Source organism: Taibaiella chishuiensis, assembly GCF_003014535.1.
Classification (GTDB): domain Bacteria; phylum Bacteroidota; class Bacteroidia; order Chitinophagales; family Chitinophagaceae; genus Taibaiella; species Taibaiella chishuiensis.
Genome location: NZ_PYGD01000007.1, coordinates 256,401 through 278,004, shown reverse-complemented (window position 1 = coordinate 278,004; position 21,604 = coordinate 256,401). Strand labels below are relative to the sequence as shown.

Annotated in this window: 27 protein-coding genes; 6 read left to right on the top strand and 21 right to left on the bottom strand. The window is 39.0% G+C overall.

Going from position 1 to position 21,604, the window contains the following annotated elements; all coding sequences use genetic code 11:
• Positions 1-219: 219 nt before the first annotated feature.
• The 11 genes from B0I18_RS17960 to B0I18_RS17900 form a co-directional block, all read right to left on the bottom strand.
• Positions 220-1,020, bottom strand: a complete 801-nt coding sequence (locus B0I18_RS17960; RefSeq protein WP_106524119.1) for a PRTRC system ThiF family protein — start codon at positions 1,018-1,020, stop codon at positions 220-222.
• Entirely contained in the window at positions 1,017-1,733 is a 717-nt protein-coding gene (locus B0I18_RS17955) for a PRTRC system protein B (RefSeq protein WP_106524118.1), read from the bottom strand. Before B0I18_RS17955 ends, B0I18_RS17960 begins: the two co-directional genes overlap by 4 nt.
• Positions 1,730-2,824 (bottom strand): hypothetical protein, encoded by a 1,095-nt coding sequence (locus tag B0I18_RS17950; protein ID WP_106524117.1) that lies wholly within the window; start codon positions 2,822-2,824, stop codon positions 1,730-1,732. Before B0I18_RS17950 ends, B0I18_RS17955 begins: the two co-directional genes overlap by 4 nt.
• A 61-nt stretch (positions 2,825-2,885) precedes the next feature.
• On the bottom strand, positions 2,886-3,092 hold the full coding sequence (locus tag B0I18_RS17945; RefSeq protein ID WP_106524116.1) for a PRTRC system protein C: 207 nt from the start codon (positions 3,090-3,092) through the stop codon (positions 2,886-2,888).
• Positions 3,093-3,110: 18 nt separating this feature from the next.
• Positions 3,111-3,656 (bottom strand): prtrc system protein e, encoded by a 546-nt coding sequence (locus B0I18_RS17940; protein WP_106524115.1) that lies wholly within the window; start codon positions 3,654-3,656, stop codon positions 3,111-3,113.
• A gap of 11 nt (positions 3,657-3,667) precedes the next feature.
• The gene (locus B0I18_RS17935) at positions 3,668-3,994 is read right to left on the bottom strand and encodes a hypothetical protein (RefSeq protein ID WP_106524114.1); all 327 of its coding nucleotides are present in this window, start codon (positions 3,992-3,994) and stop codon (positions 3,668-3,670) included.
• Between the two features lie 542 nt (positions 3,995-4,536).
• A complete protein-coding gene (locus B0I18_RS17920; protein WP_106524111.1) occupies positions 4,537-4,725 on the bottom strand; it encodes a hypothetical protein in 189 nt (62 codons plus the stop codon).
• 5 nt (positions 4,726-4,730) lie between these two features.
• A complete protein-coding gene (locus tag B0I18_RS17915; protein ID WP_106524110.1) occupies positions 4,731-5,225 on the bottom strand; it encodes a DUF1281 family ferredoxin-like fold protein in 495 nt (164 codons plus the stop codon).
• Entirely contained in the window at positions 5,209-5,616 is a 408-nt protein-coding gene (locus tag B0I18_RS17910; RefSeq protein ID WP_106524109.1) for a hypothetical protein, read from the bottom strand. The genes B0I18_RS17915 and B0I18_RS17910 overlap by 17 nt, the downstream gene beginning before the upstream one ends.
• 48 nt (positions 5,617-5,664) lie before the next feature.
• Positions 5,665-6,735 carry a DUF932 domain-containing protein gene (locus B0I18_RS17905; RefSeq protein WP_106524108.1) on the bottom strand — a complete coding sequence of 357 codons (1,071 nt, stop codon included), beginning with the start codon at positions 6,733-6,735 and terminating at the stop codon, positions 5,665-5,667.
• 181 nt (positions 6,736-6,916) lie between these two features.
• The gene (locus tag B0I18_RS17900) at positions 6,917-7,183 is read right to left on the bottom strand and encodes a single-stranded DNA-binding protein (RefSeq protein WP_106524107.1); all 267 of its coding nucleotides are present in this window, start codon (positions 7,181-7,183) and stop codon (positions 6,917-6,919) included.
• 559 nt (positions 7,184-7,742) lie between these two features.
• On the opposite strand from B0I18_RS17900, the gene B0I18_RS17895 reads away from it, so the two are divergent.
• Entirely contained in the window at positions 7,743-8,765 is a 1,023-nt protein-coding gene (locus B0I18_RS17895; RefSeq protein ID WP_146146794.1) for a hypothetical protein, read from the top strand.
• A gap of 111 nt (positions 8,766-8,876) precedes the next feature.
• On the opposite strand, the gene B0I18_RS17890 is transcribed toward B0I18_RS17895, so the two are convergent.
• Positions 8,877-9,635, bottom strand: coding sequence for a metallophosphoesterase (locus B0I18_RS17890; RefSeq protein ID WP_106524105.1), 759 nt, complete (start codon positions 9,633-9,635; stop codon positions 8,877-8,879).
• A 24-nt stretch (positions 9,636-9,659) separates the two neighbouring features.
• Positions 9,660-9,920: a hypothetical protein gene (locus tag B0I18_RS17885; RefSeq protein ID WP_106524104.1), complete on the bottom strand. Its 261-nt coding sequence runs from the start codon at positions 9,918-9,920 to the stop codon at positions 9,660-9,662.
• A gap of 56 nt (positions 9,921-9,976) precedes the next feature.
• Here B0I18_RS17885 and B0I18_RS17880 point away from each other — a divergent pair, with 56 nt between their 5' ends.
• From B0I18_RS17880 to B0I18_RS17870, 3 genes are all read left to right on the top strand, one after another.
• Positions 9,977-10,258 carry a helix-turn-helix domain-containing protein gene (locus tag B0I18_RS17880; RefSeq protein WP_106524103.1) on the top strand — a complete coding sequence of 94 codons (282 nt, stop codon included), beginning with the start codon at positions 9,977-9,979 and terminating at the stop codon, positions 10,256-10,258.
• A 195-nt stretch (positions 10,259-10,453) separates the two neighbouring features.
• A complete protein-coding gene (locus tag B0I18_RS17875; RefSeq protein ID WP_106524102.1) occupies positions 10,454-11,272 on the top strand; it encodes a phospholipase D-like domain-containing protein in 819 nt (272 codons plus the stop codon).
• A gap of 12 nt (positions 11,273-11,284) precedes the next feature.
• Positions 11,285-12,484 carry a phospholipase D-like domain-containing protein gene (locus tag B0I18_RS17870; RefSeq protein ID WP_106524101.1) on the top strand — a complete coding sequence of 400 codons (1,200 nt, stop codon included), beginning with the start codon at positions 11,285-11,287 and terminating at the stop codon, positions 12,482-12,484.
• Between the two features lie 72 nt (positions 12,485-12,556).
• Here the strand turns inward: B0I18_RS17870 and B0I18_RS17865 are convergent, their stop codons facing one another.
• The 3 genes from B0I18_RS17865 to B0I18_RS17855 all read right to left on the bottom strand — a co-directional run bounded on the left by B0I18_RS17865 (position 12,557) and on the right by B0I18_RS17855 (position 14,929).
• On the bottom strand, positions 12,557-13,126 hold the full coding sequence (locus B0I18_RS17865; RefSeq protein WP_106524100.1) for a hypothetical protein: 570 nt from the start codon (positions 13,124-13,126) through the stop codon (positions 12,557-12,559).
• 93 nt (positions 13,127-13,219) lie between these two features.
• The gene (locus B0I18_RS17860; RefSeq protein ID WP_106524099.1) at positions 13,220-14,008 is read right to left on the bottom strand and encodes a DUF5677 domain-containing protein; all 789 of its coding nucleotides are present in this window, start codon (positions 14,006-14,008) and stop codon (positions 13,220-13,222) included.
• A 54-nt stretch (positions 14,009-14,062) separates the two neighbouring features.
• Entirely contained in the window at positions 14,063-14,929 is an 867-nt protein-coding gene (locus B0I18_RS17855; RefSeq protein WP_146146793.1) for a hypothetical protein, read from the bottom strand.
• A 302-nt stretch (positions 14,930-15,231) separates the two neighbouring features.
• Here B0I18_RS17855 and B0I18_RS17850 point away from each other — a divergent pair, with 302 nt between their 5' ends.
• Positions 15,232-17,292 (top strand): ATP-dependent nuclease, encoded by a 2,061-nt coding sequence (locus B0I18_RS17850; protein WP_106524097.1) that lies wholly within the window; start codon positions 15,232-15,234, stop codon positions 17,290-17,292.
• Positions 17,285-19,042, top strand: coding sequence for a UvrD-helicase domain-containing protein (locus B0I18_RS17845; RefSeq protein ID WP_106524096.1), 1,758 nt, complete (start codon positions 17,285-17,287; stop codon positions 19,040-19,042). Before B0I18_RS17850 ends, B0I18_RS17845 begins: the two co-directional genes overlap by 8 nt.
• 149 nt (positions 19,043-19,191) lie before the next feature.
• On the opposite strand, the gene B0I18_RS25535 is transcribed toward B0I18_RS17845, so the two are convergent.
• From B0I18_RS25535 to B0I18_RS17820, 5 genes are all read right to left on the bottom strand, one after another.
• Positions 19,192-19,428 carry a DUF6965 family protein gene (locus B0I18_RS25535; protein WP_106524095.1) on the bottom strand — a complete coding sequence of 79 codons (237 nt, stop codon included), beginning with the start codon at positions 19,426-19,428 and terminating at the stop codon, positions 19,192-19,194.
• A gap of 16 nt (positions 19,429-19,444) precedes the next feature.
• Positions 19,445-20,248 carry an SOS response-associated peptidase gene (locus B0I18_RS17835; protein ID WP_106524094.1) on the bottom strand — a complete coding sequence of 268 codons (804 nt, stop codon included), beginning with the start codon at positions 20,246-20,248 and terminating at the stop codon, positions 19,445-19,447.
• A gap of 5 nt (positions 20,249-20,253) precedes the next feature.
• Positions 20,254-20,733, bottom strand: a complete 480-nt coding sequence (locus B0I18_RS17830) for a hypothetical protein (RefSeq protein ID WP_106524093.1) — start codon at positions 20,731-20,733, stop codon at positions 20,254-20,256.
• A 6-nt stretch (positions 20,734-20,739) separates the two neighbouring features.
• A complete protein-coding gene (locus B0I18_RS17825) occupies positions 20,740-20,949 on the bottom strand; it encodes a hypothetical protein (protein WP_106524092.1) in 210 nt (69 codons plus the stop codon).
• A gap of 87 nt (positions 20,950-21,036) precedes the next feature.
• Entirely contained in the window at positions 21,037-21,591 is a 555-nt protein-coding gene (locus B0I18_RS17820; RefSeq protein ID WP_106524091.1) for a GNAT family N-acetyltransferase, read from the bottom strand.
• Between the last annotated feature and the right edge of the window lie 13 nt (positions 21,592-21,604).

Here is a 21,604-nt window from a genome sequence, read left to right as displayed (position 1 = left end):
TCGATCTCAAATCAAACAGCTTGCAGATATGAGAACTATTCTTTCGTATTTTTAAAGCAGAGCTGGTAAATTATCCATAAAACTACTGCGCCGCAGGCATCCCGGTTGTTTTGCCCATTTAGAAATGGTCAACCGGGATGCCTGCGGCACCTATTTTGAAGCGCAAAAACTGCTCCCCAGGAACGCAGGGAGTAGTTTTTGCGGCGATTTAGCGCCACATTACGCGACTTTCACAGGCTGGGAGGTATAAGTGCTCAGATTGAGGTAAATCCCCCTGTATTGGGTCATTCCTTCCCGAAACATATCCGTCAGTAAAGAAGCCCCAAATTTGGCAACTGCCGAGTTGATATGCAAGCCCTGTTTTTTAAGCGAATCTTCATGCGAACAACTTGGTTCGTTATCATCAGACATACTCCGAAGCATGTCTTTAAATTCTACGGTGATAAATGGCAGGTTGCTGACTGTCTGGTACAATTTGGAATCCGGTTGCCGGATTTCGGTAACAGTTGACAGGAATACCTGCCCTGTGTCTTTTGCATTACCCATGTCAATCCAGTAAAGTGGTCTGTCTCTGCTCTGAAGATTTTGAACGGCTAGTTTTTTAAGGATTCTGGCAATTTCAAACCTTGATTTGATTTTGTCAACGCAGCTTATATAAATGTTTGCCCCATTTTCGGGTAAAAAGGGGAGGTGATTATTTTTGAATGGCTGCTGAATGGCTTTCCAGTTTGTTCCCCGCGAACGGTTTGCAGCATTTATTTTTGCAACGGCTTTGTTCAGGCCAATTTCGGATTCTGCAAATAGCTGCCGGCTTGTATTAACTTCCGTAACTATGTCACCGTCCCACATGGTTACCTGCAAGCCGGGATGCCCGAGTTTGAGCATTGCTAAATTTATTTTTGACAATTCCATAATCATATAGCTTCCTGTCCCGCCCGCACCGATCAGGTTTACCTTAACGGGATTGGTCGGATTAATCAGGTAGTGATGGACGAAATGCATTGGAGGTAAGTTTTTCATTTCAAAAGTGATTTAAGGGTAAGTTTTGTTTTTACAAGTTGGGATTCAGGAAAGGTCTTCCCACTACCCATCAACCGCTGCCATAACTGAACGATGTTTCCTTTTGCTAAACTGTGACCGCCAAGTGTATGACTGAAGTAAGAACCAAAAAAATTAGATTCCCATTTTCTTATGAAGTCTTCAAGGAAATAGCCCTGGGAAAAATCAACATCGACGTTTCCCATGCAAACATTTCCATTAGAATCCACATTGAAAAAGGGTGCAACATATAAAACGTTGTTGAGCGATGGTCTTTCCTGTCCTTTATGTGCAAAAACGCTGACCGCCTTTTTATCCGCTTTCCAGATCAGTGATGGGATATGTGCCTGTCCGCAGGGAATCCCCAAATGATCTTTGAAATAAAGCTGAACTTTTTGCGGAGGTGTGAACCAAACGGCATATCCGGAAAAGTCCAAATCCAGATAGATCAAATTTCCCGGCAATAGCCCCTTGCATTGCAGGTAATTGTTCTTTAGCTCCTTTGAGGAGGCAAGGGATTGGGCAAGGGAAACAGATTCCTGAATGGATAGCGGATGAGCGTTAATCGGGAAACCATTTTGATCGACGTCATAGGCTTCCACATAGGTTTCATTGTCCTGCTTCAATGTTTTATAAATCAGCAAGGCTTTATAGGGAGCAAAAATTTGCTCAAATTCTCTCGTGATATTATTCATGGCTTAAATAAATAGGTAAGGTCAATTATATCGCCTAACAGGTCAAAAAGACGTTTTTCAAATTCAAGGTTGTCCGATACTGTTGGCGTTTTGCTATTGAAAAGAGAAACAAGCATTGGCTCCTCCAGGTAATTGTCTTCCTGTGTCGCGGAATTTACATATTCCACTACCTGATCGTACAGCCAACCTTTTGCAGACCATATAAATGAAAGATATTGGTCAGCGCATGTTACGTTGTCCTCATCATAACTGAAAAGGTCAGGAACAATATTTTCATAGAATGTTCGCTTTGGAAAATCCACGTACAACAGGTGGGCTGATTCGGCTACATTAACCAATTCTAAATCCCATTCAGATCGCGGTATAATGGATTCAATCCGTTCTTTCATTTTTGCTAAATGGTAAGGATGTTTCATTTGTTTGCGCAGCCTCTCTCCAAAATATTCAGCCATCTTAAATTCTGACATCGCATTTTCAAACGAATCATCCTCCCATTCATCGGGGTCAGAAACCACCCACTCTTTCAGCATTTCATGGCAGCCGGACATATAATCATCGCTTTGATAAGACGGGAGCCTGACCACCTGAAACAAGTACGCATATACAGAAAGCAAAAGGTTGTACTGCTGATGTTTGGCAGGATTTCTTTGCAAGTCTACCAATGGGCTTAGCGGAATATAGTAGAGCGTACGATTAGTATTGTAGCTTTTCACGGTAGCAAGGCAACATGGATTTGCATCTGTGGCCACAATAATTACCTGATCGTGGCATCTTAATTGACTAAGGCAGGTATTAACGTGTTGATGGGCTAATGCAACGTTATAGGGATATGCCACACTTTTGAAATTCGCTTTTGGGATTTTATAAAAGGTAGTTATGTTGTGGAAAGAGGAGAAGAAATCCTTCTCCTTTTGCTGAAAGTTTTCCAACTGGCCACTGTCCTTTACAATTGGCAAAAACTGAGTTTTCAATAAAGCATCGGCAACAAACAAATTGGTGCGCTCCGTTGCTGTTCTCGCTTTATTTCGCTTGCATTTCTCAGGTCGTTTAGTGCTTCTGCGCAACGGCCTAACTGATTGTAGTGTCTCCATAATTTCCAGTCTTTTTCAGTTTCTAAAATTCTTGCTGTTTTTTGCTTGGTCTTTTTCATGCTTATCCTTTTGTGCCAAGTGTGCTTAGAAATTTATAATGCAGTTCTGTGTCTTTAATTTCCGGCCCATCTATGGTGGCATTATTCAATTCGGGGTAAGTGTTGGCGTAAAAATTCAAAACCGCTTCTTTACTCAGGTTTATTGAAGGGTCTGATAATTGGGTGTCTTTGTAAATGAATACCCGTTTTTTTTCTGATGCGATTATCATAGCAGTAATATTTATGGATTAACTAAAAAGACTTGGTGGAAAATTTATAGAAATTTCTTCCCTGCGTTTCCTCAGAAACTCAACATGTTCAGGGTAATCTGCCGGGTCAGGAACTTTCATCCACGCATCCTGGTATTTCCCTTGCGCTTCAAGGTCAGCAGCCAGTTTAAGCCCATTTTCATATTTCTTCTCTCTGTCCGTCTTTACCGGAAGTTGTTCGCTAGGAGTTTTCTCAAGTTTGGTTTTCTTTTCTTTGTCCTTTTCCATTTTTGATTCCAGTTGTGCTTTCTCCTGTTGTTTAAGGTAATGTTCCATGTTGTTGAAAATTCCGAAAGTCTTGGAAAAAGCCGAATGCATATCCTCAAAAAAACATTGATCTATTCGTTGGGGAGATTCATTAAAAGTCAGAGGAGGAATGATCTTACGGGCATTATCCCCACAAGATTCGTCCTTATATAGCACTGAGACAATTTGCTGTCCTTCTATATTTTTGATCACGATCAGCCATTCGCTGTTCTTTGCAGGCTGTAACGCTTCGATCTGCTGAAAAAAATTCGTTTCCATAGTTTCTTGTTTTAAATTTCGCCTTCAATACCTAATGATTTTAAATAATCAATCCTTCTTTGTTTATCTGCATTCCATTTGTCAACAAATTCCTGACCGCAGTATTCCAGTTCCAAATATTTCTGGCTCTTCATTGCTTTCATGAGGTCTTTAACCCTTGATTTGGCAACTGATGCCTGGCTTTTGAATTTCCGGTTACTCAGATTATACTCAATATGCTTTTCCAGAGCGGAAATCATGGAAAAGACAAGGCCGATGTCTCTCTTATGTGCTGCATCAACAGCCCGGTTGTAACACCAATCGGCAAAGTCGTTCGTGATGTCATAAGTCCTTATCATAATTCTGTATTTTAGTTTACCATTTTATTGCCATGAAAATTCCTAACAGGATAAGCGCATTTGCAGCCCATTTAAAGACAAATTCAATTAAGGGGATAATTACCCTATGCTCAAAGGAGCTAAAGCCGTAAAGCCCGGCTACGTTGCGTCTATTGAACCTTCTGCGATGAATAACATACCGGATAATAATGCCAATTGATAGGAATATATATCCGTAAAACTGAGGGTCTGTGTTGTATGTGCTCATGACTTTTTGTTTTGTGTTGTAGGTTTCTGTTTTTTACTTTGCGGGGTAATACTTTCAAACCAATTGTTTAAAGCGGTCTTGTCGTAGTTGTGTATCCCAAATTTGTAATCCCGGTATTTATCGAGGTCGATCATTTTAATACAGCCTTGTCCCACGAAATCGGGCTTTATTTTTCCGGCCTTGATCGCGCTATAAACGCTTGTAGGATATACTTGTTTTTGTTTTGAAAACTCAAGTATGCTCAAGTGTGATTGCAAAAGATATCTGCTCATGATTGCTAATTTTTAAGTTGATTTTAATTTGATTGTAGCTGCAATAGTTTTTCATAGATGTCTTGCCAGTAAGCCTGTATCTGGTCATCGGCAGATGCTCTTTCCGGTGAAGCATCAACGTGACGCAAGCCTTTGAACATTTTTGCCTGTTTTATTGCTGCTTTCAGGTCAGTGACCTCTACCTGTTTACCGTTCTGATCTGTGATATACATAGTTGCTAATTGTTTTGAGGTGGATGGTTACTCAGTACGGATTGATTGAAGCGTTTTCTATCCATTAGCATTTCTAAAATTTCCCATTCACTGTTATACTTTAATCCTTCGTAGTGCCATAACCCGGTATCTTTGTTTTGGAAATACTTCTCGTATTCGATGTACTTCAATTCCAATTCATCCAGTTCCCTGTTGCGATACCTGGCTGCACCATAAATGCAATTGGTATGTTCCTCGAAAATGAGCCGGAAAGAAACCTGATAGTGATCAGCCACAGTGAGTAGTACCCCTGTATTGGGATACCAACTCGTTTCATAGGTCACCTTTGAACCTGTGATATTTATACCGCAGAAATGACCGTCTTTGGAATCAATGAAATAGGGCAACTGTCCCGGATTTACTTTCTCCCGTTCCATCATCTCTTCAAATAGCTGCATAACCATTGCTACCGCCCAATCTTCCCCGAAGAACTCCACGATATTATCACACCAATTCGCCATTTTTCGGTTTTTTAGGTTCATAATCGAATAGGATACTTACCATTTTTTGGAACTTGGGATAATCGCATTTGTCCTCTGCATATTTGACAATGCAGTCGATGGTGTAGATTGCCCTCAGATCATGAAATAATTGGTCGCTGAACACACGAATACTTACCACTTCAGGATTTTTCCATTTATCCAAAACCTTCATGACCTCGGCGGCATTTTGATACCAGAAGTTTGCAGTAATAAATCCATTTGTCCAACCTTCCTTAATCTGCTGCTCATGATTCACCATATTTGCGTAGGCTTCTTTCATATAAGCTATAATCCGGGGGATTTCAAGGGGGAACAACTCCGCCAATAATCGCCCTTTTCCTGTATTGTCCAAATTGTGTAACGGTTTCATAAGATTTTGTTTTAAGGCAGCCACTTAACGTGGCTGCCTGTGATGGGATTAGTTAAACTGAAAAATGTCGCTTCCACTTTTTGCAAAATCATTGCAGAGGTTAAAGGTGTTCTGACTGCGAAGCTGGCCTGTACCGCCCATTAAAAGGGACTGTACTTTTGCTTCGTCATTCTTGAACTTCCGTACATTCTGGAAATAACCTGTTACTGCATTGTAAGCCCCGAAAACTGTTCCTTTAGTGGTTTCCAGTTGTTGACTTTCGCTTGACATTGCGTACTCGTAAACATCGTTGCAGGTATTTTTATAGAGCGTAGATAAATCGTCTATTTTTCCGGTAAGGAGATTGTTTAAGGTTTCTTTGTTGGGAACCATTGCCAGTTGAATAAGCCTTTGCAAGTCTTTGTCTGTTATGCGGACGTTCGCCCAGTGGTTATAGATTCCTTCCATTTCGATGGTCAGGGTATTAGTCATTCCCAAAATCCTGTGTGCCTGATCTAACCGCTGCTTGGCGTTAACAGTATGCCTGATTTTTATTGCGCCCGTTGTTCCTTTCAGTGCCGCATTCAGCGTATTCTGACAAACGATGCGGATAGGAGTAAAGGCTGCTGTAATGCTTCCGCTACCATCGTGGGAAGTAGTAAGGAACAGGTATTTTTCAATCATATCGTTATTACCCACGCGAATATAGTCCGGCAATTTTGCCGTAATGAAAATGCGTTCACCCTTACCTAACGCCCCTGCAGTCTCGTATAAAATACCATCGCCACCACCTACAATAGCATCAAAGAAGCTGAACGCATCCGCATTTTGTACCACCTCGTAATCCTTGCCGACTACGCCCAATACTGAGTTGTTATCTGTGCGCATCGTGGCGAAATAGTCAGGGACAGAAACCTGTGCCTCTACCGTTTCAATTCCGTTTTCTGTAATTGACAGGGAATTGCCGAAGGTGTAAAGCGGAGTTTTAACCACTTCATAATCCAGTCCCGCATGTACTATTGCTTCTTCGCTTGTGGGATGTTCTGTTACAATCTTGCCGAGGCCATGCCATGCCTTTTGTTTTACAGAAAAGAAAGAATGTTTGCCTGTTTGCTCGTCTAAAAAAATGTTATGTGCCATGATATTTGAGTTTTAGTTGCTTTTTGATTTAGTTGTTTGTAAGTGCCAGATTAAAATGGGAGATCGTCTGCTGTTACTGCATGTGATAAATCCGGTACAGGATTGTTAAGGATTGTAGTCTGTGCGCCCTGCAATGATTTAGGAATGGATTTAATTTTGTATTCGGTGACATTGAAGGTGATTACCCCGCGGTATATTGCTCTTGCCTGTTTTGGTAAACGTGTAGCCCCATGTGTCCTTTAAGCTGAACTTCAACGCCCTTTTGAAGTTTCCCGGCTGCTGCCATGTCCAGCCAATAGGAGCAGTTCACAAATGTGGTCAGTTCTTTATACTCCCCGTCCTTTCTGTAACCACCGTTGTTGATTGCAATTGAAAAATTGACCACCTGTTTTTCGTTCGTTGTAGTGTTTACTGTTGCGTTTGCTGTAATTCTTCCTGTGATTTTCATAACTGTTTTTTTTAAGTGTGATTAATACTGTTTTTCTCGCTTTTGTCCTTTCCACCCGGCCCGTCCCGGAGAGCATTTTTTCAAAGAAAAAAGGGTAAAAAAGAAAGCTGAAAAGGAATGGCCAGGAAGAATTCCTGGGGGAATAAGTCCCGAAGGGTGGCCGCACGGCAGTGTGGCCATTAAGAGCCCCCAGGTTCTTACGGTCATTATCTTCGCTGCCCTTTTTCACCCTTTCGAATGGAAAAATGATCCGGCGGAGCCGTCTCCCATTCTTCCTTTTAAGCTGATAGAAGGGTTTTATAAAGCAGCCGACTCGGATTTATGTCGCTGGGAGATGAGTAGGGGAATAAATAAAAAAACCTGCCCTTGAATAGCAGGCAATACTTCGGAACGTTCACCAACAAGAATAACCAGCAGAATTTCATGCATAGCACTGGGAAACGAATGGCAGCTTACATCTATATTATGTTATCGTTTAGTTGATAACATTGTGCAATAAATGATTATTTTAGTATTTAAAATCTGTAACTATCAGTCATTTAACCAAAATCGCTCTCAAATGAAAAAGCTAATTCTAATAATTGGTGTATTACTATCATCACTTATCGCCCAGGCGCAAAACACAATATGGTTTACTTACGAACCTATGCAGGCAAACGTTGTAGGAAAACAGTTTCTCAAAAAGAAAGGGGAACAGGTTACCATATCCGGCGTTCTAAACTCTCCGGATATTCGGTTCAAAGATGAAACCTCATCAACAAGTCAAAAGATGGAATTCCAACGAAGTATGGCCTTGGGTCTCAAATTCTTCGTCGGTAAGTCGGTCAAAAAAATTACTATTGATGCGAAAAATGTAGTGAAGACAGATATCATCACCGGATGGGACAGCTTAAAGGCGGGCACATTTGTGTATAGCGCCCTCAAGGCAGATAGCGTTAAGATTATTTTGGAGAAGGAAACAAACGCAAAGCTGGAACCGGCAAAATTACTGGATGGCATCAAAGAATTTTCAGCTATAAGTGACGCCAGCGCACTTAATATAATAAAGATGGTGGATAGTGTGAATTTTGCCACAAAGCATGTAATGTCTGCGGTGGTTGATAATCCGGAGGTATATTACGTAATTCAAGTTGCCAAGATCTCAGAAAACTATGGCCCTTCAAATTATTACATCAATATGCTGGGAAAGAATGTAGACACTTTACGACTAAGCCCTTCAAATAAGGCTACACAATTAAATTTTCCTGTAGTATCTAATGAATTCAAGAAAACTCTGGGCGCAATTAAAGTCGATCTGGTAAGGGTTGTCACTAGTGGAAAAGCAAAGCTTGTTGCGAGGTATAATGATAACAGCAAAGTTGGGCCGGATAAAACAGAAACTGTAGAAATTCCAATGTTTGATGAGGAATCATGGGACAATCCAAGTTTTTTAATCCATAAATATTTCATGGGAGCAACCGGTGTAAAGGAGTTGTTTCTAACAATAAAAGCTCAGTTAATTGGCACTGATATTCTTATTTCGGAGGCAACGTTAACCTATCCAGAGCGTAGGTTAGAAATCATGAAGAAAAACCAACTTTAGGAAATTGAGAGAAATAAGTCAAGCTATGGCCGCCGGATATAAAAATTTATCCGGCTGTCGCCATGCTTTCCCCCACATTGTGTCAGAGTCCCATTTCAGGAGTTTATAGGGTCAGTCCCTGTAATTCTCAGAATATAGTTCCAATAACGGATCTGATTGCCAGAACTCTTTGGTTTCCACATTCATAATCGTTAAACGACCTGAATGCCCGGCTCCGGTGTCTAAATTGGTAATATTGAAAGCCGTTAATGGTTTGTCTGTTCCCCAGTGTGTGGTGGGAGAATGACCTATAAAGATCTCACTGAATTTTGTTGCAATGGTAAATGTATTGGCCCCGTGTTCATGCTGCTCCAGGGCCTCTCTCCATAAGCTCCGGTTCCAGTAGTATTCGGACTTCGCCTGGTGAATAAAAGGAACATCCCGAACAAAACCTCCGTGAACAAAGCAGCGGTTCTTATCGTCGATATAATGTAACCGTTGGTTTCTAAAGAAATCTTTGTGTGTATCAGGAATGTCGGAAGATTCTAATGAAGTTTTGAATCCACTTCCGGTAGCAAAGTAGCGGCCATCTTTGCCAGCATTTTTCAAATAGGAGATGAGCGTCCCTTTACCGCCATAAGTCCAGTAGAAAGGATGAAAGTCAGTTTCAATAAATTCTCTGAACCATTCATCATGGTTACCCTTAATAGAAATGAGATTATTAATTTTCAATAATTCCTCTACACATTCATATACATCTGGATACCCGTCGGTAACGTCGCCAAGCTGTATAAGGATGTCATTCTCATAATCGAACCCTGATCTCTCCAGACACTGCCTCAACGCTATGTTCGCACCGTGAATGTCTCCCATTACCCAAACTTTCTTCATAAAATTATTTCTATGCCATTTAGTTTAATCATCAAGGTCTGAACCAACAGAGGCGTCGCAAAAATGAAGTGTTCTTACCTGGCCCATACTTGGATTTATTGCACCCAATAGAGAATAGACGCTGTAAAACGTAGAATCTAATTCCCAATCGTGTTCAACCTGCAGTATGGTCGCACACTGAAGCAACTTACATAACTCTGTTGGCAGTCTGAATAGAATATCTTCTTCAAAGCCACGCAAATCAGGGAATTCAATGATTACCCTGTTGTTTTCAATTTTCATCATTAGTAAAAGCGGTTTGTAAAATCATTTCTACTAATATAACAAATAAAATTAAAGTGATGTATGAACGTACGCCAATTATTTTTTCAAAAAGATGGAGATTGGCCCTAATGGATACTAAGGAGGAAATACAGATAAAATTTGGCAAGGCAATAAAACTGCTGATTGAAGAAAAGGGAATGAGTATCCATAAACTTGCTGCAGCTGCCGGGCTGGAGTATGCTCATGTACAAAGAATCACTGCTGGAAAAGTAAACCTTGAGCTTTCAACAATTATAGCTTTATGCCGTGGACTTAGGATTAGTTCAGATCGGTTTTTCTTTGTTTACGAGAGTATTTAAAAGAAGTTTTTTAAAAACGCAGTTATTGCTTGCAAATGAAGCTCTTGAGAATTGAGAAAGACCAAAGTATTATTGGAGCTCAAATGCAAATTGGAGTGCCTCTAATTATCGATTTAAAAATTGATGCTATAAGAGTAAAGGCACGATTTTAATAGTTATAACAATACACGTATTTTAAATCATAAATTTGTTTCCATGAAGCTCTCGCTCTTAACCCTTGACAGATTAAAAACCAGAATAATTGGTGATGAAGGGCCATTCCCATATATGAATGGAACTGCAATATTGAAGCTTTTTAATGAAGTGGGATTCAAGGATATTTATGACTTTCAGAACGGAGGGATGCCTGGAAGTCTTAGCCGGAAGAATTATGTTTTTGAAAAAATGAAAGAGATAAATGGTACCGGCGAACTACAAAAGTTAATCGAAATTATCGCCTCCAAGGTTCATTTTTTGAGTAATCCCCAAATGTTTGATGATGCTATATCCGAATTGAACACGATCTTGGCTGAGGATAATTTCGAGCTTGTGGATGTTGGTAAAGGTACTTACAAGATAAGTGGAGCTATTGTCCCTGAGCAAGCGGTAGTCGCAGCCCATTTTGAAGAAAACAGAACAAAAATTATTGAAGAAATAAGGAAAGCAAAATTTTTAATTTGGGTTGCTGTAGCATGGCTGACTGATAAAGAACTATTAACTGAGCTTAGGAAGAAGAAGGAGGAAGGATTAAATATTCAAATTGTAACTCAGGACGACGATATCAATGCGGGCTTAAAAGAAAGCGTATTAAAAGTATTCGAAGCTTATTATAAGGCACCAAAAGGAAGATACAAAAATCTGATGCACCATAAGTTTTGTATAATAGATTTGAGGACAGTAGTGCATGGTTCTTACAATTGGACAGTAAAAGCTCAATACAATGATGAAACAGTCACAGTGACGCAGAGTGCTGATTTTGCTGCTGAATTTGCTGAAACATTTATGAAATTAAAGAATGCTGACGATAACGCATAAAACACAAAACCTATGCTCCAGTTTTTATCTAATTCCGAATCTTCTACACACCTTGACAAAGTCAGTGAGCTGATAACCCTTGCGGATGAGGCGTACATCATGGTTGCATTTTTAAAGACCTCTGGTCTTAAATTAATCAAAGAACAGCTTTCAAAAGTGAAGAAATTTAGGGTCATTGCTGGAGCAAATTTTGGCCTTACTGAGCCTGACGCGTTGGCTGAATTGCTAAAGATGGCAAAGGATGACAACAAGGCTGCTTATTTGAATAGGATGGATTCAAAACAGATTTTCCATCCAAAGCTGTATATGTTCGTTGTCAAAGGTAAGGGGCACCTAATTATAGGCTCAGCAAATCTTACAAAAGGGGGATTGAATAATAATAACGAATCGTCATTGTATGTGCAATGTTCAATAAATGACCCAGTTTGGAAAGAGGCATATGCTCATTTTATGAATTGTGTTAGCCCTGATAATGCGGATATTCTGACTGATAGAATTATTAGTATTTACCGCGAATACTATCTGAAACAGAAAAAAATACATGATGAGTTGGATAAGATTCCGGATTTAAGTACCAATTTATTTTACGACTTAAATAAATTGAAATCGCATTTTGATTCACTAGACAAAAAGCAAATAAAAAAAGGTATTACAGAAAAGGAAAAATACTATATGCAGGCAAAGAATGTTTTGGATAAAATTATTCTAAAAACACACCCAATTGAGGAGTTTAAGTATTTAATAGAAGAATTGGTTGGAAAGTCAAAAATGATAGGTCTTTGGTATTCGAATGGGATGTATAGGGGAAAGGAAAAGATATTTAATCAGCAGGAAGGGTTTCGTAAACTAGTCCGCAACATTAAAGACAATCTACACAAGTCTCCTGGAGATATCTATGAAGAAGCAAAAGAAATCAGCAAATCGATATATCGTGTCGGTCCAAATTTTATTGGCGAGATTATGATGACCTATGCGCCGGAAAAATTGGCTAACATAAACCGAAATCCAATAACTGTATTGAGAGATGAAGGGGGTGTTAACTTGAAATCACATTCCCAAAGCTTTAATGGAGCAGATTATGAAGAGTACAATAGTATTGTTAAGGAGATTGCATTTAAATTAGGGATGAAAAATATGCTGGCTGCTGACTATTTCTTTAATGAAATTTATCAGGAAATAAAGAGAAAAAATAAAGAAGTTCAATTTGCATGAAAAACAAACCAAGCATTTGATCTGTCGTAATTCGTATTTTGGCATTCGTCATCGAAACTTGCTGCGATTAAACTAGTCGCGCAGCAGAAATAAATCAGAGACCGCGGTTACGAATATCTCAACATCGAGAAGCACATGCCAGTCCTTTCTGCCTAGGCTTCCCGAGAGTCGTATGTAGCCTCCGGGATACTTCCATTCAATATTTTTTTCAGATAAACCTAGTCTATAATCATAATCAAGTTCGTGCGCTTCTTCTCCTGTACTAAGGTGAAATTCAAAAGACTCAGAATGAATGATTTTGTTACAAGTCTTTCTCAAGGTTAGGTTTTCTTGGGCAAAGAGCCCAAATTCATATTTATCGATCGACTCAAGCTTTGATTTATATGAAATTCGAGTCTCATCGTTATTGGCCAACTTTTTCATTTGATCATCCATTACCCGTAATGAAGCCGCAATTTCAATTAAAAGGCGGCTAATTTTTGCTTCAAAAAACCTCTCCCGAAGCAGAGCAAGGGGCGATTCCGTATTGACCGTATCAATGCGGCGTAATAACTCTTTATTAGAGAAATAAATACATAGCAGGTCGTAGCATTTTTCGAGTATGGCATTGTTGTCAAAGACATATTTTCCAGTGGTTTTCATAATTTAAAAAGGGTTAAAACTGTGAATTGTAGGGTTAATGGTTATATTGAGAGTTAATATGTACTTAAGAGGCATGGACTCCATCTTCATCCGTCACAATTTTTTTATTAAAGTGTCTATTTTAAAATAGTGCTTACTGAACAAATCCTTGTCAGTCTGAATGTACATCAAGAGACTAAATAATTTTATAGAGCTGCTTTGATGCAGGGCCAGGCCAGAAATCCGGCTGTATTCCTTCTCAAGCTGTGAAAGACTTTGCATAGACATCAGTTCCTGATAAGACTTTGTTCCTCCATGAACGAAGGAGGAAAGTTCCGAATATTCAATTATAAACTTGCCCAGGTGAGAAGATAGATCATGCTTGCCTTCCGTATACTTTTCATTGAGAAACCGGATCACGTTTTTGAATGTGTATTTCTGGGATTCAATATCTACCTGCTTACGGGTTTTGGATTTAAACATAGGATGCGTCGTCAAAAAACTGTCCCAGTTGGCAATCTTATAATCGGGATCATACAACTGATGTTCTGAAACTCTCGCTTTAATTGAATCCAAAACTTCCCGTGCGTCGCTATAGTCCAAATATTCAGCTGAAAAGTCGTCGGTTTTGGACATGCCCCATTTGGTGAAAATGAACTGAAACTTAAGATAATGCTCGATCAGACATCTATACAGAATTTTTACTGCATAATAATTATCAGTCTCACAGTTATCGAGTATCGAATTCTTGATAAAAGTTGCACCTATATCCAACAATTGTAGGATAATAGCGGTCTTAGGATAAAGCTTGGTAAAATTACTACTCTCAATTTTTTCAAAGTATTTTTGAAACTCTTCAAAAATCTCATCGTCAAGTTGACGTATTCTTTCAATATCATTCATGGTTTTTTGTTTTTACTCAAACGGGAATAATGTTCTAAATAGAAAGCAGGAGTATTAATCAAACCTCTTGGTTTCAATCCACCCTGAAACGCGATGGGCGATACAGTTGGAAATTTCAATCATACAAATAATAGCCTCAAGTTTAGATTGGTTGGAAATATTATAATCAGTTTTACTTATGCAGGTGTTTAACGTGTTTTCTTTTTTACTGGAGACACTGGTCGCATTCATAATGTGTTTATTGCTAAAGTGGATGAAGCCAGATGTTTCTTCGTAAACATCTTTCATCCAAGGAAATTCAAGGACAGCCCTATCTTTTAGATAAGTATCAGTCATCAGTTTACCATTCTTGTCTTTCATTTTTCTAACCGGCTCACCATTCCATACCCGATTTGCGAAATCATGTGGATTTTCAACTAACCAACCGGCCAATAGCCGGAGATAATTATCGAGATGTGGTCTGACCAGATGGGCAGCAGCCAAGTAATTAGCTGAAGTGATTAGGGTTTCAAAGCCGTAGATCAGCGAAGATGCTCTGCTTAAGATACCAGTTATATAAAGGTCGAGGGGATAAGTTTTACTCCCTGGCGTCATCATTTGTACACCAAGGATTTGAAATTTTTGCTCGAATTTCCTCAGCTTTTGAATAAAGGGAGGAATGATTGACTTTAGTTGGCTATCCTGCTGGACTTGCGGTACTGTAATATCTGTCTCTAAAACATAGGTCCAATAGCTTAAGGAACGCAAAGTGACCACCAGGGCATTATTTCCTATGAACCAGCCCTTTTCTCCCTTCTCTGTTGTAATCAAAGCACCAACTTTTATTTTCATTACTTCATCGGTTGGATCACTACATAACATGACACATCTGGTATCCGGAAGCTTGCTATTTATATTGTTCCATTTAAAAAGGTTCTCCATAATGATTGAATTATGCTGCAAATTATAACGGTCCTACGCAGCATACCTGCGTAGTTTAAATTTTTTTTAAAAATAAATATTTCAATGCATCAATAGCATCTCGAAATGCTACAATAAGGTGTAAGTATTATGTTGATCTGAGAAAACTGATAACAGTAATATGGTATTAGTGCATATGCGAAGACTAATATTGCGAGTAATTTATTCTCATTCACAAAATTATTGTAATATCACCCTATCTTTAGTTTTTCTTAACAACACAGTTTGAAATATACCCTGAATTGTAGTAAACGCTTGAAAACATGAAAATTACGCATCTTAGCATCAAAAATTTTCGATTGCTCAAAAATGTAAATCTATCCCTCGAAGAAAAGACAACCGTTATTGTTGGAAGGAATAATTCTGGAAAAACCTCCTTAACGGAGATTTTTAGAAGGTTGCTTGCAGATAAGACTCCATCTTTTCAATTATATGATTTTAGCATTTCCGCGATCGAAGAGTTTAAAATGGCACTTAAATCCCATTTGCTGGGTGAAGAGGAGAATTTAACAAGAGCTCATCTTCCTGTTATTGAACTTAAAATTACAATCACCTACGATGAAGATACGCCAGACTTAGGTGTATTGGGAGATTTCATTGTTGATTTAAATCCAGATTGTACTACAGTCGAAATCATTATTCGATATGAGCTACAGGATGGATCGATTAAGGCTCTTTTTGAAGGAATTACGGACGAGAGTGCTGACAGTATTAATCAATTCATCAAAGATTTAAAAGATAATGTCCCAAAACTTTTCCAAATTAAGGTACTGGCTCAAGATCCCAATGATGAGACAAACTTTTCTAACATTGACTATACAAAGTTCAAACAACTAATCGGAGGGGGATTTATAAATGCACAAAGGGGGTTAGATGATGTTACTCACACAGAGAAGGATGTGCTTGGCAAAGTACTTGCGAAACTCTTTAAGACAGCCAGTGGGGCTTCGGCGCCAGAGGATTTACGTCAAAAATCCTCGGAACTTGACCTCGTAATAAAGGAACTACAATTAAAGGTTGACAATGATTTTAATGTAAAAGTTAACGCCCTTCTTCCTGCTCTTCAGTTGTTTGGTTATCCTGGACTTGCTGATCCAAATCTGAGCACGGAGACAACATTGAACATCAGTAATATTTTAGATAGCCATACTAAAATAAGATACAGTCAGGGAAATGGTATGTATCTGCCTGAGACTTATAACGGACTTGGTTCCAGAAACTTAATTTACATGCTTTTTCAGCTATTTGAGTTCTTTCGTGAATGGCAGAGCAGCCCGGTTACTAATGGTCTGTATCTTGTATTCATAGAAGAGCCAGAGGCGCATTTACACCCTCAAATGCAGCAGGTTTTTATAAAGCAGGTCAAAGAAATAGCATCCGAATTTTCAAGGACCCTAAATGACGGAAATGAATGGCCTGTCCAATTTGTAGTAACGACGCATTCAACTCATATCGCCAACGAAGCCAATTTTGATTCTGTGAGATATTTTTTTACGGCGAGAAATCAGCAAAAGGAAACCAAAATTAAAGACTTAAGAAAGGAGTTCAGCGCCCCAGGATTGTTAGCTGATAAGGAATTCCTCCATAAATATCTTACTTTGACTAAATGTGATCTGTTTTTTGCTGACAAAGCAATTTTAATAGAGGGGGCAACCGAACGAATTCTAATGCCGATGTTGATTCAAAAAACAGATGAAATACAAGACCAACATCCAAAGTTGATTGCTCAGTATATCTCTTTAATAGAAGTTGGAGGAGCATATGCACATCATTTTTATAAATTCCTTGATTTTCTTGAATTGAGAACCCTTGTTATTACTGATTTGGATTCGGTATTAAAAACAGAAAATAACGGAAATACAACCTACCCAGCTTGTGCGGTAGCTGATGGGAGTCATAGTACCAATGCCGGAATAAAAAATTGGTTTGATGGTGCCGGGCAAGGATATATTGCGCTTGCAGTTTGTACCGGGAAAACGGCAGAAGAAAAAATAAATGGTTTTAGGCGAATCGCTTACCAAATCGTTGAAAACGGTCACACATTTTGTGGAAGAAGCTTTGAGGATGCTTTTATGCTGGCTAATACTGCGTTATTTGAATTAACAGGACCTTCGGACGCCGAATTTGCAGCTCAAGCCTATAATAAATCTGATAAAATTGAGAAGACGAATTTTGCACTAAAATATGCATTGGAGGAGGTCAATTGGGTGCCACCGCTTTATATATCCGATGGGCTCAAGTGGCTATCTGATAATCCAAATATACCAGCGGAAGAAGTTCAGGAGATTTTGCAAGCAGTTATAGAGGAGGTGCCACATGACTAATGTGATAATAAGCCCAGCAGAACAAGCTTCCATAGAATGTATGAATCAGGTTTTCGATGCAATTAATCATAATAGAAATTTCTTGGTCGAAGCAGGTGCAGGTGCGGGAAAGACATACACATTGATTAAAGCACTTAGAGAGCTAATTAAGGATAGAAGCAAAGAGTATCTTAGAACAAACAGGCAAATTGCCTGCATTACCTATACGAATGTTGCAAAAGACGAGATTAAGTCAAGAACGGATAATCACCCTGTTGTTTTCTCCGAGACAATTCATGCCTTTTGCTGGCATCTAATAAAAGACTTTCAAAAGGATCTTAGAAGGCTGATCAGTAGTTTGGGAGACAGATGGACCGAACGCATTGATGAAGTTGGGGGTGTTGGTGAAAGGTATGTAGACTATAACCTTGGCTATCCCAAAATTTATGACACGAGTATATCATTACACCATGATGATGTGATTAAGTTAATGACAAAATTAATGAGTGTAGCAAAATTTCGACGTATAGTGGAAAGCAGGTTTCCTGTAATTCTTATTGATGAATATCAAGATACCAATAAAGATCTAGCGGATGCAATTGTTGCAAATTTTATTGAAACCGGAACTGGACCTCAAGTAGGCTTTTTCGGTGACCATTGGCAAAAGATATACGGAAGCAAATCCTGCGGATTAATCACCGCAACACCTGAAAGAATGACTGTCATAGGCAAACAGGCAAATTTTCGTTCTGAGCGTTTGATTGTGGAATCGCTAAATAAAATCAGACCGGAGCTACAACAACATTTTTCTGATCCAGACTCTGTAGGTGAAATTCATATATTTCATTCCAATGGCTACGACGGGGAACGCAGAACCGGACAACATTGGAACGGCGATTTGCCGGAGAACATAGCTCATGATTATCTAGAAACCACAAAGGCTTTACTGGAACAAAATGGCTGGTCGTTTGGTCCGGCTACAACCAAAATACTGATGCTAACAAATAATGTTCTGGCAAACGAGCAAGGATATTCCGATCTGATCGGTGTATTTTCTGATAACGATGATATTCTCAAAAAGAACGATGATTATATCAACCTCTTGTCAGACGTTGTTGAACCCGGAGCGGAAGCATTCGAAGCCGGAAGGTATGGTGAAATGCTAAAGGTATTTAATATTAAAGCACCTAAGATCACCAAACATACAGATAAGAAAGTTTGGCATGATGATATGACAATGTTATTGGAGGCAAGGCAAACCAAAACTATTGGGGATGTAATTGACCTGTTGAAAACGACTTATAAACCGCGACTTTCGAAACGTGTCTATGACAAGGAAGTGAGTTATGCAGCAGCACTAGCCAAACCAGTGGAAGCCAGGGAGGAGCAGGAAACAGAACTAATAAATAAGATCAAATCAATCAGAGATTTGCCCTATGAACAATTAATTAATGCTGTCAAATACATCGATGATAAAACATTGTACTCCACAAAACATGGAGTAAAAGGCGCCGAATTTGAAAATGTACTAATCGTTTTTGGTAGAGGATGGAATCAATATAATTGGAACGAAATGCTAGAGTTAGCCAATGGGGGTGAAAATAATATTCCAGTTGCAAGACAAGGTGCGTTCGAAAGAAATAGGAATTTGTTTTACGTTGCCTGTTCCCGACCAAAGAAACGTTTAGCATTGTTATTTACTCAGGAGTTAACTGGTCCCGCAATAGCTCAACTGGAATATTGGTTTGGTAACAATATTATTCAAATTTAGGCTTCCATTTTTTAAGGAGTTTGTTAGCTGAACCTGCCATTTAAAGGGCCGTCCTATACGGCCCTTTTGCTGTTTTACGATAGGTTGAGGATAAAAATCCAATTTGATTAATTTAGGCAACGAAGCAAATTCGTTTTTAAGATTCTACATTAATCGATCCGTACGATATTAGGCTGGTCTAAAAAATATTGTTCCATCCTTTGGAGCATTTTAAGGTTTGATTCAAACCATGAATTGCCTTCATTTCTCTCCAACCTGATAAAGCAGGTGTCAAGATATTGCTCAATATTATTAACACTGAAAAATCCCATGTCTATAATACCATCCGGTAGTTTGATATCATTAAAAAACCTCTTTAACCGTTCAATCTCTTCCTTCCTGCCCATGCATTAAAGATATTTGTTAGAATAATGTTGCCTGTGGCTCTTGTGGTTTATCTTCTCCCAAAGGAGGCAGGTTATCATATGTCCATAGATCGTACTTATGTTTCCCATCAGGCCGCGGTGTTCTTCCTCGAACGGAATACACGGTTTGAAAATTAAAGTTCTCACCAGGCATCATGTATTCAAACACTGCTCTCATATCATCGTTGGTAAATTGGTTGGATAGCCAAAACTCTTCGATTTCCGGTGTTAAATAGAGCGGCATTCTATGTTTAAACTCTCCCGAGTTGTGAATTAATTTAAGCACCTCATTTGCCGGCCTTGTCAATAATGCGAAGGAATATTTTTTGATTGGTAGTCCATCTGCGTCAGTTGCATCTTCAACGTGATAAAAGCCAGGAAGGTGATAAGTTTCCCGATCAGCCATCCAAATGTAATAAGGAACCCTGTTTTTCCATCCCTCTATTTCCCGATGCTCATAGTTGCCTGACATTGGTATCAAACAGCGATTATTCTTTATTCGCTGCCAAAAGGAGCGTTTATCTTCCAACACTTTTTCTGTAGTGGCATTAGCCATTTTCCGTCGGCGGATTAATCTCTGCTTTTCATCTTTTTCATAAATCGGATTGACAGACCACTCCATTTCAGTTAAAACCAGTTCACCGTCGATGTTTGCCAAAACCGGGTATTCAGGAAAGCCAAATGATGTTACATGTTCAATTCCTGGATTTGCGTCAGTAAACTGAGTCCGGCGATCCCTCAACTGCGGGAAGGCCTGTTTTGTAAGTTCAATATTCGAATGTAGTGAGATGTCGTAGCACATACCGTTTATTTAATTAGTTCGTAGGCAGAAGTCAGATGTTGTATATCTCCTGAAGATATTACTGCTAGTAACCTGCCGTTCTCAAATTTAAGTTCAATGTCAATGGGGTCCTTCGGTTTAAAGTTCGTCCTTGCTCTAATATACGAAACAATATTTTTATTGTAAGCCTTAATGACTCTTGGTGCCCAGGACTGATCACGGAAGGTGTTTACAAAGATAAAATAAGCTTCCGAGGTAATCAGGGAAGTAATCTTCAAAATTTCCTCGGGGACAATTAGCAGTTTCCCTTCCTTTTCCTGCAAATCTGAAGCATGCCTGAACGCGTCATCTTTATCAGCATAGGGTGTGACTACAAATGAATTTGATGCGGAAAGGCCGGGCCAGGGGAACCGCTGAACCACAAAATATCTATTTCCCTGAGATATTATTCTTTTTAAAACATCTTCAGATAGTGGCTCAAAAGGGTTGTAATATTGCAAAGACATAAGCTTTTACATTTGGTGGGAGTCAATTTTTTGAGCCAGCGCATCTAAAAGCGCGGGATCTATATCCTCATAATTCTGCACCTTTAATGTATCCTCCCAACTTCTAAATATGATTACTTTCCCATTTAATTCAGTAGTAAAGACGGTTTCCATTCCCTGATTGATGGATTTGATCTTATAAACCTTATCCTGTAAATGCACCTCAAAATTTTCCATAATCACTATTTATTTAGAAAAATAGTGATTTTTTTGAGAATCCACAGTAACAAAAAAGAATATAGAAATTCCTCAGCGGCAATAGCCCTATTGTGATTGAATAGAAGTTGCCAAATATAGATCTTGAACTATGTCGAATTGACCCCGGTACAGAAAATTTGCATTTTTCAATACGCTAACCGCTGCTATATTTTCTCGGTTTACGACAGCGCCAATTTTTTCGATGCCCTGAGTGTGAATTGCATCGATTAATAGGGGTATTGTTTCGGTCATAATCTTTTGTCCGCTGAATTTCTGCAATAAAAAAAACTCAATAAAGTAAGGGTATTCTCGAAGAGAATAGTACTCCTTAACGACGGCAGGGGTAATTATGTCTATCGTTCCTATAACCTGGTTCAATGTTTTAGCGGTGATAAAATGAAGATGATTTCGTCCGATGTGGTGGTTGATGATCATTGTTTTCACAAAGTCCTGGGCAGACTCAATCCCCACTAACCTTTTCTCCGGAACATATTTTAAGGTAAATGGATCAGAAAACAGGGACAACACATCGTTCGCAAGCTTTGTATGATTGTCAATGTCAGTAATATGGAAAGAATGGATTTTTAATCTTTCAGTTTCAAAAGTAATAGGCTGCAGCATCTTAATAAAGTTG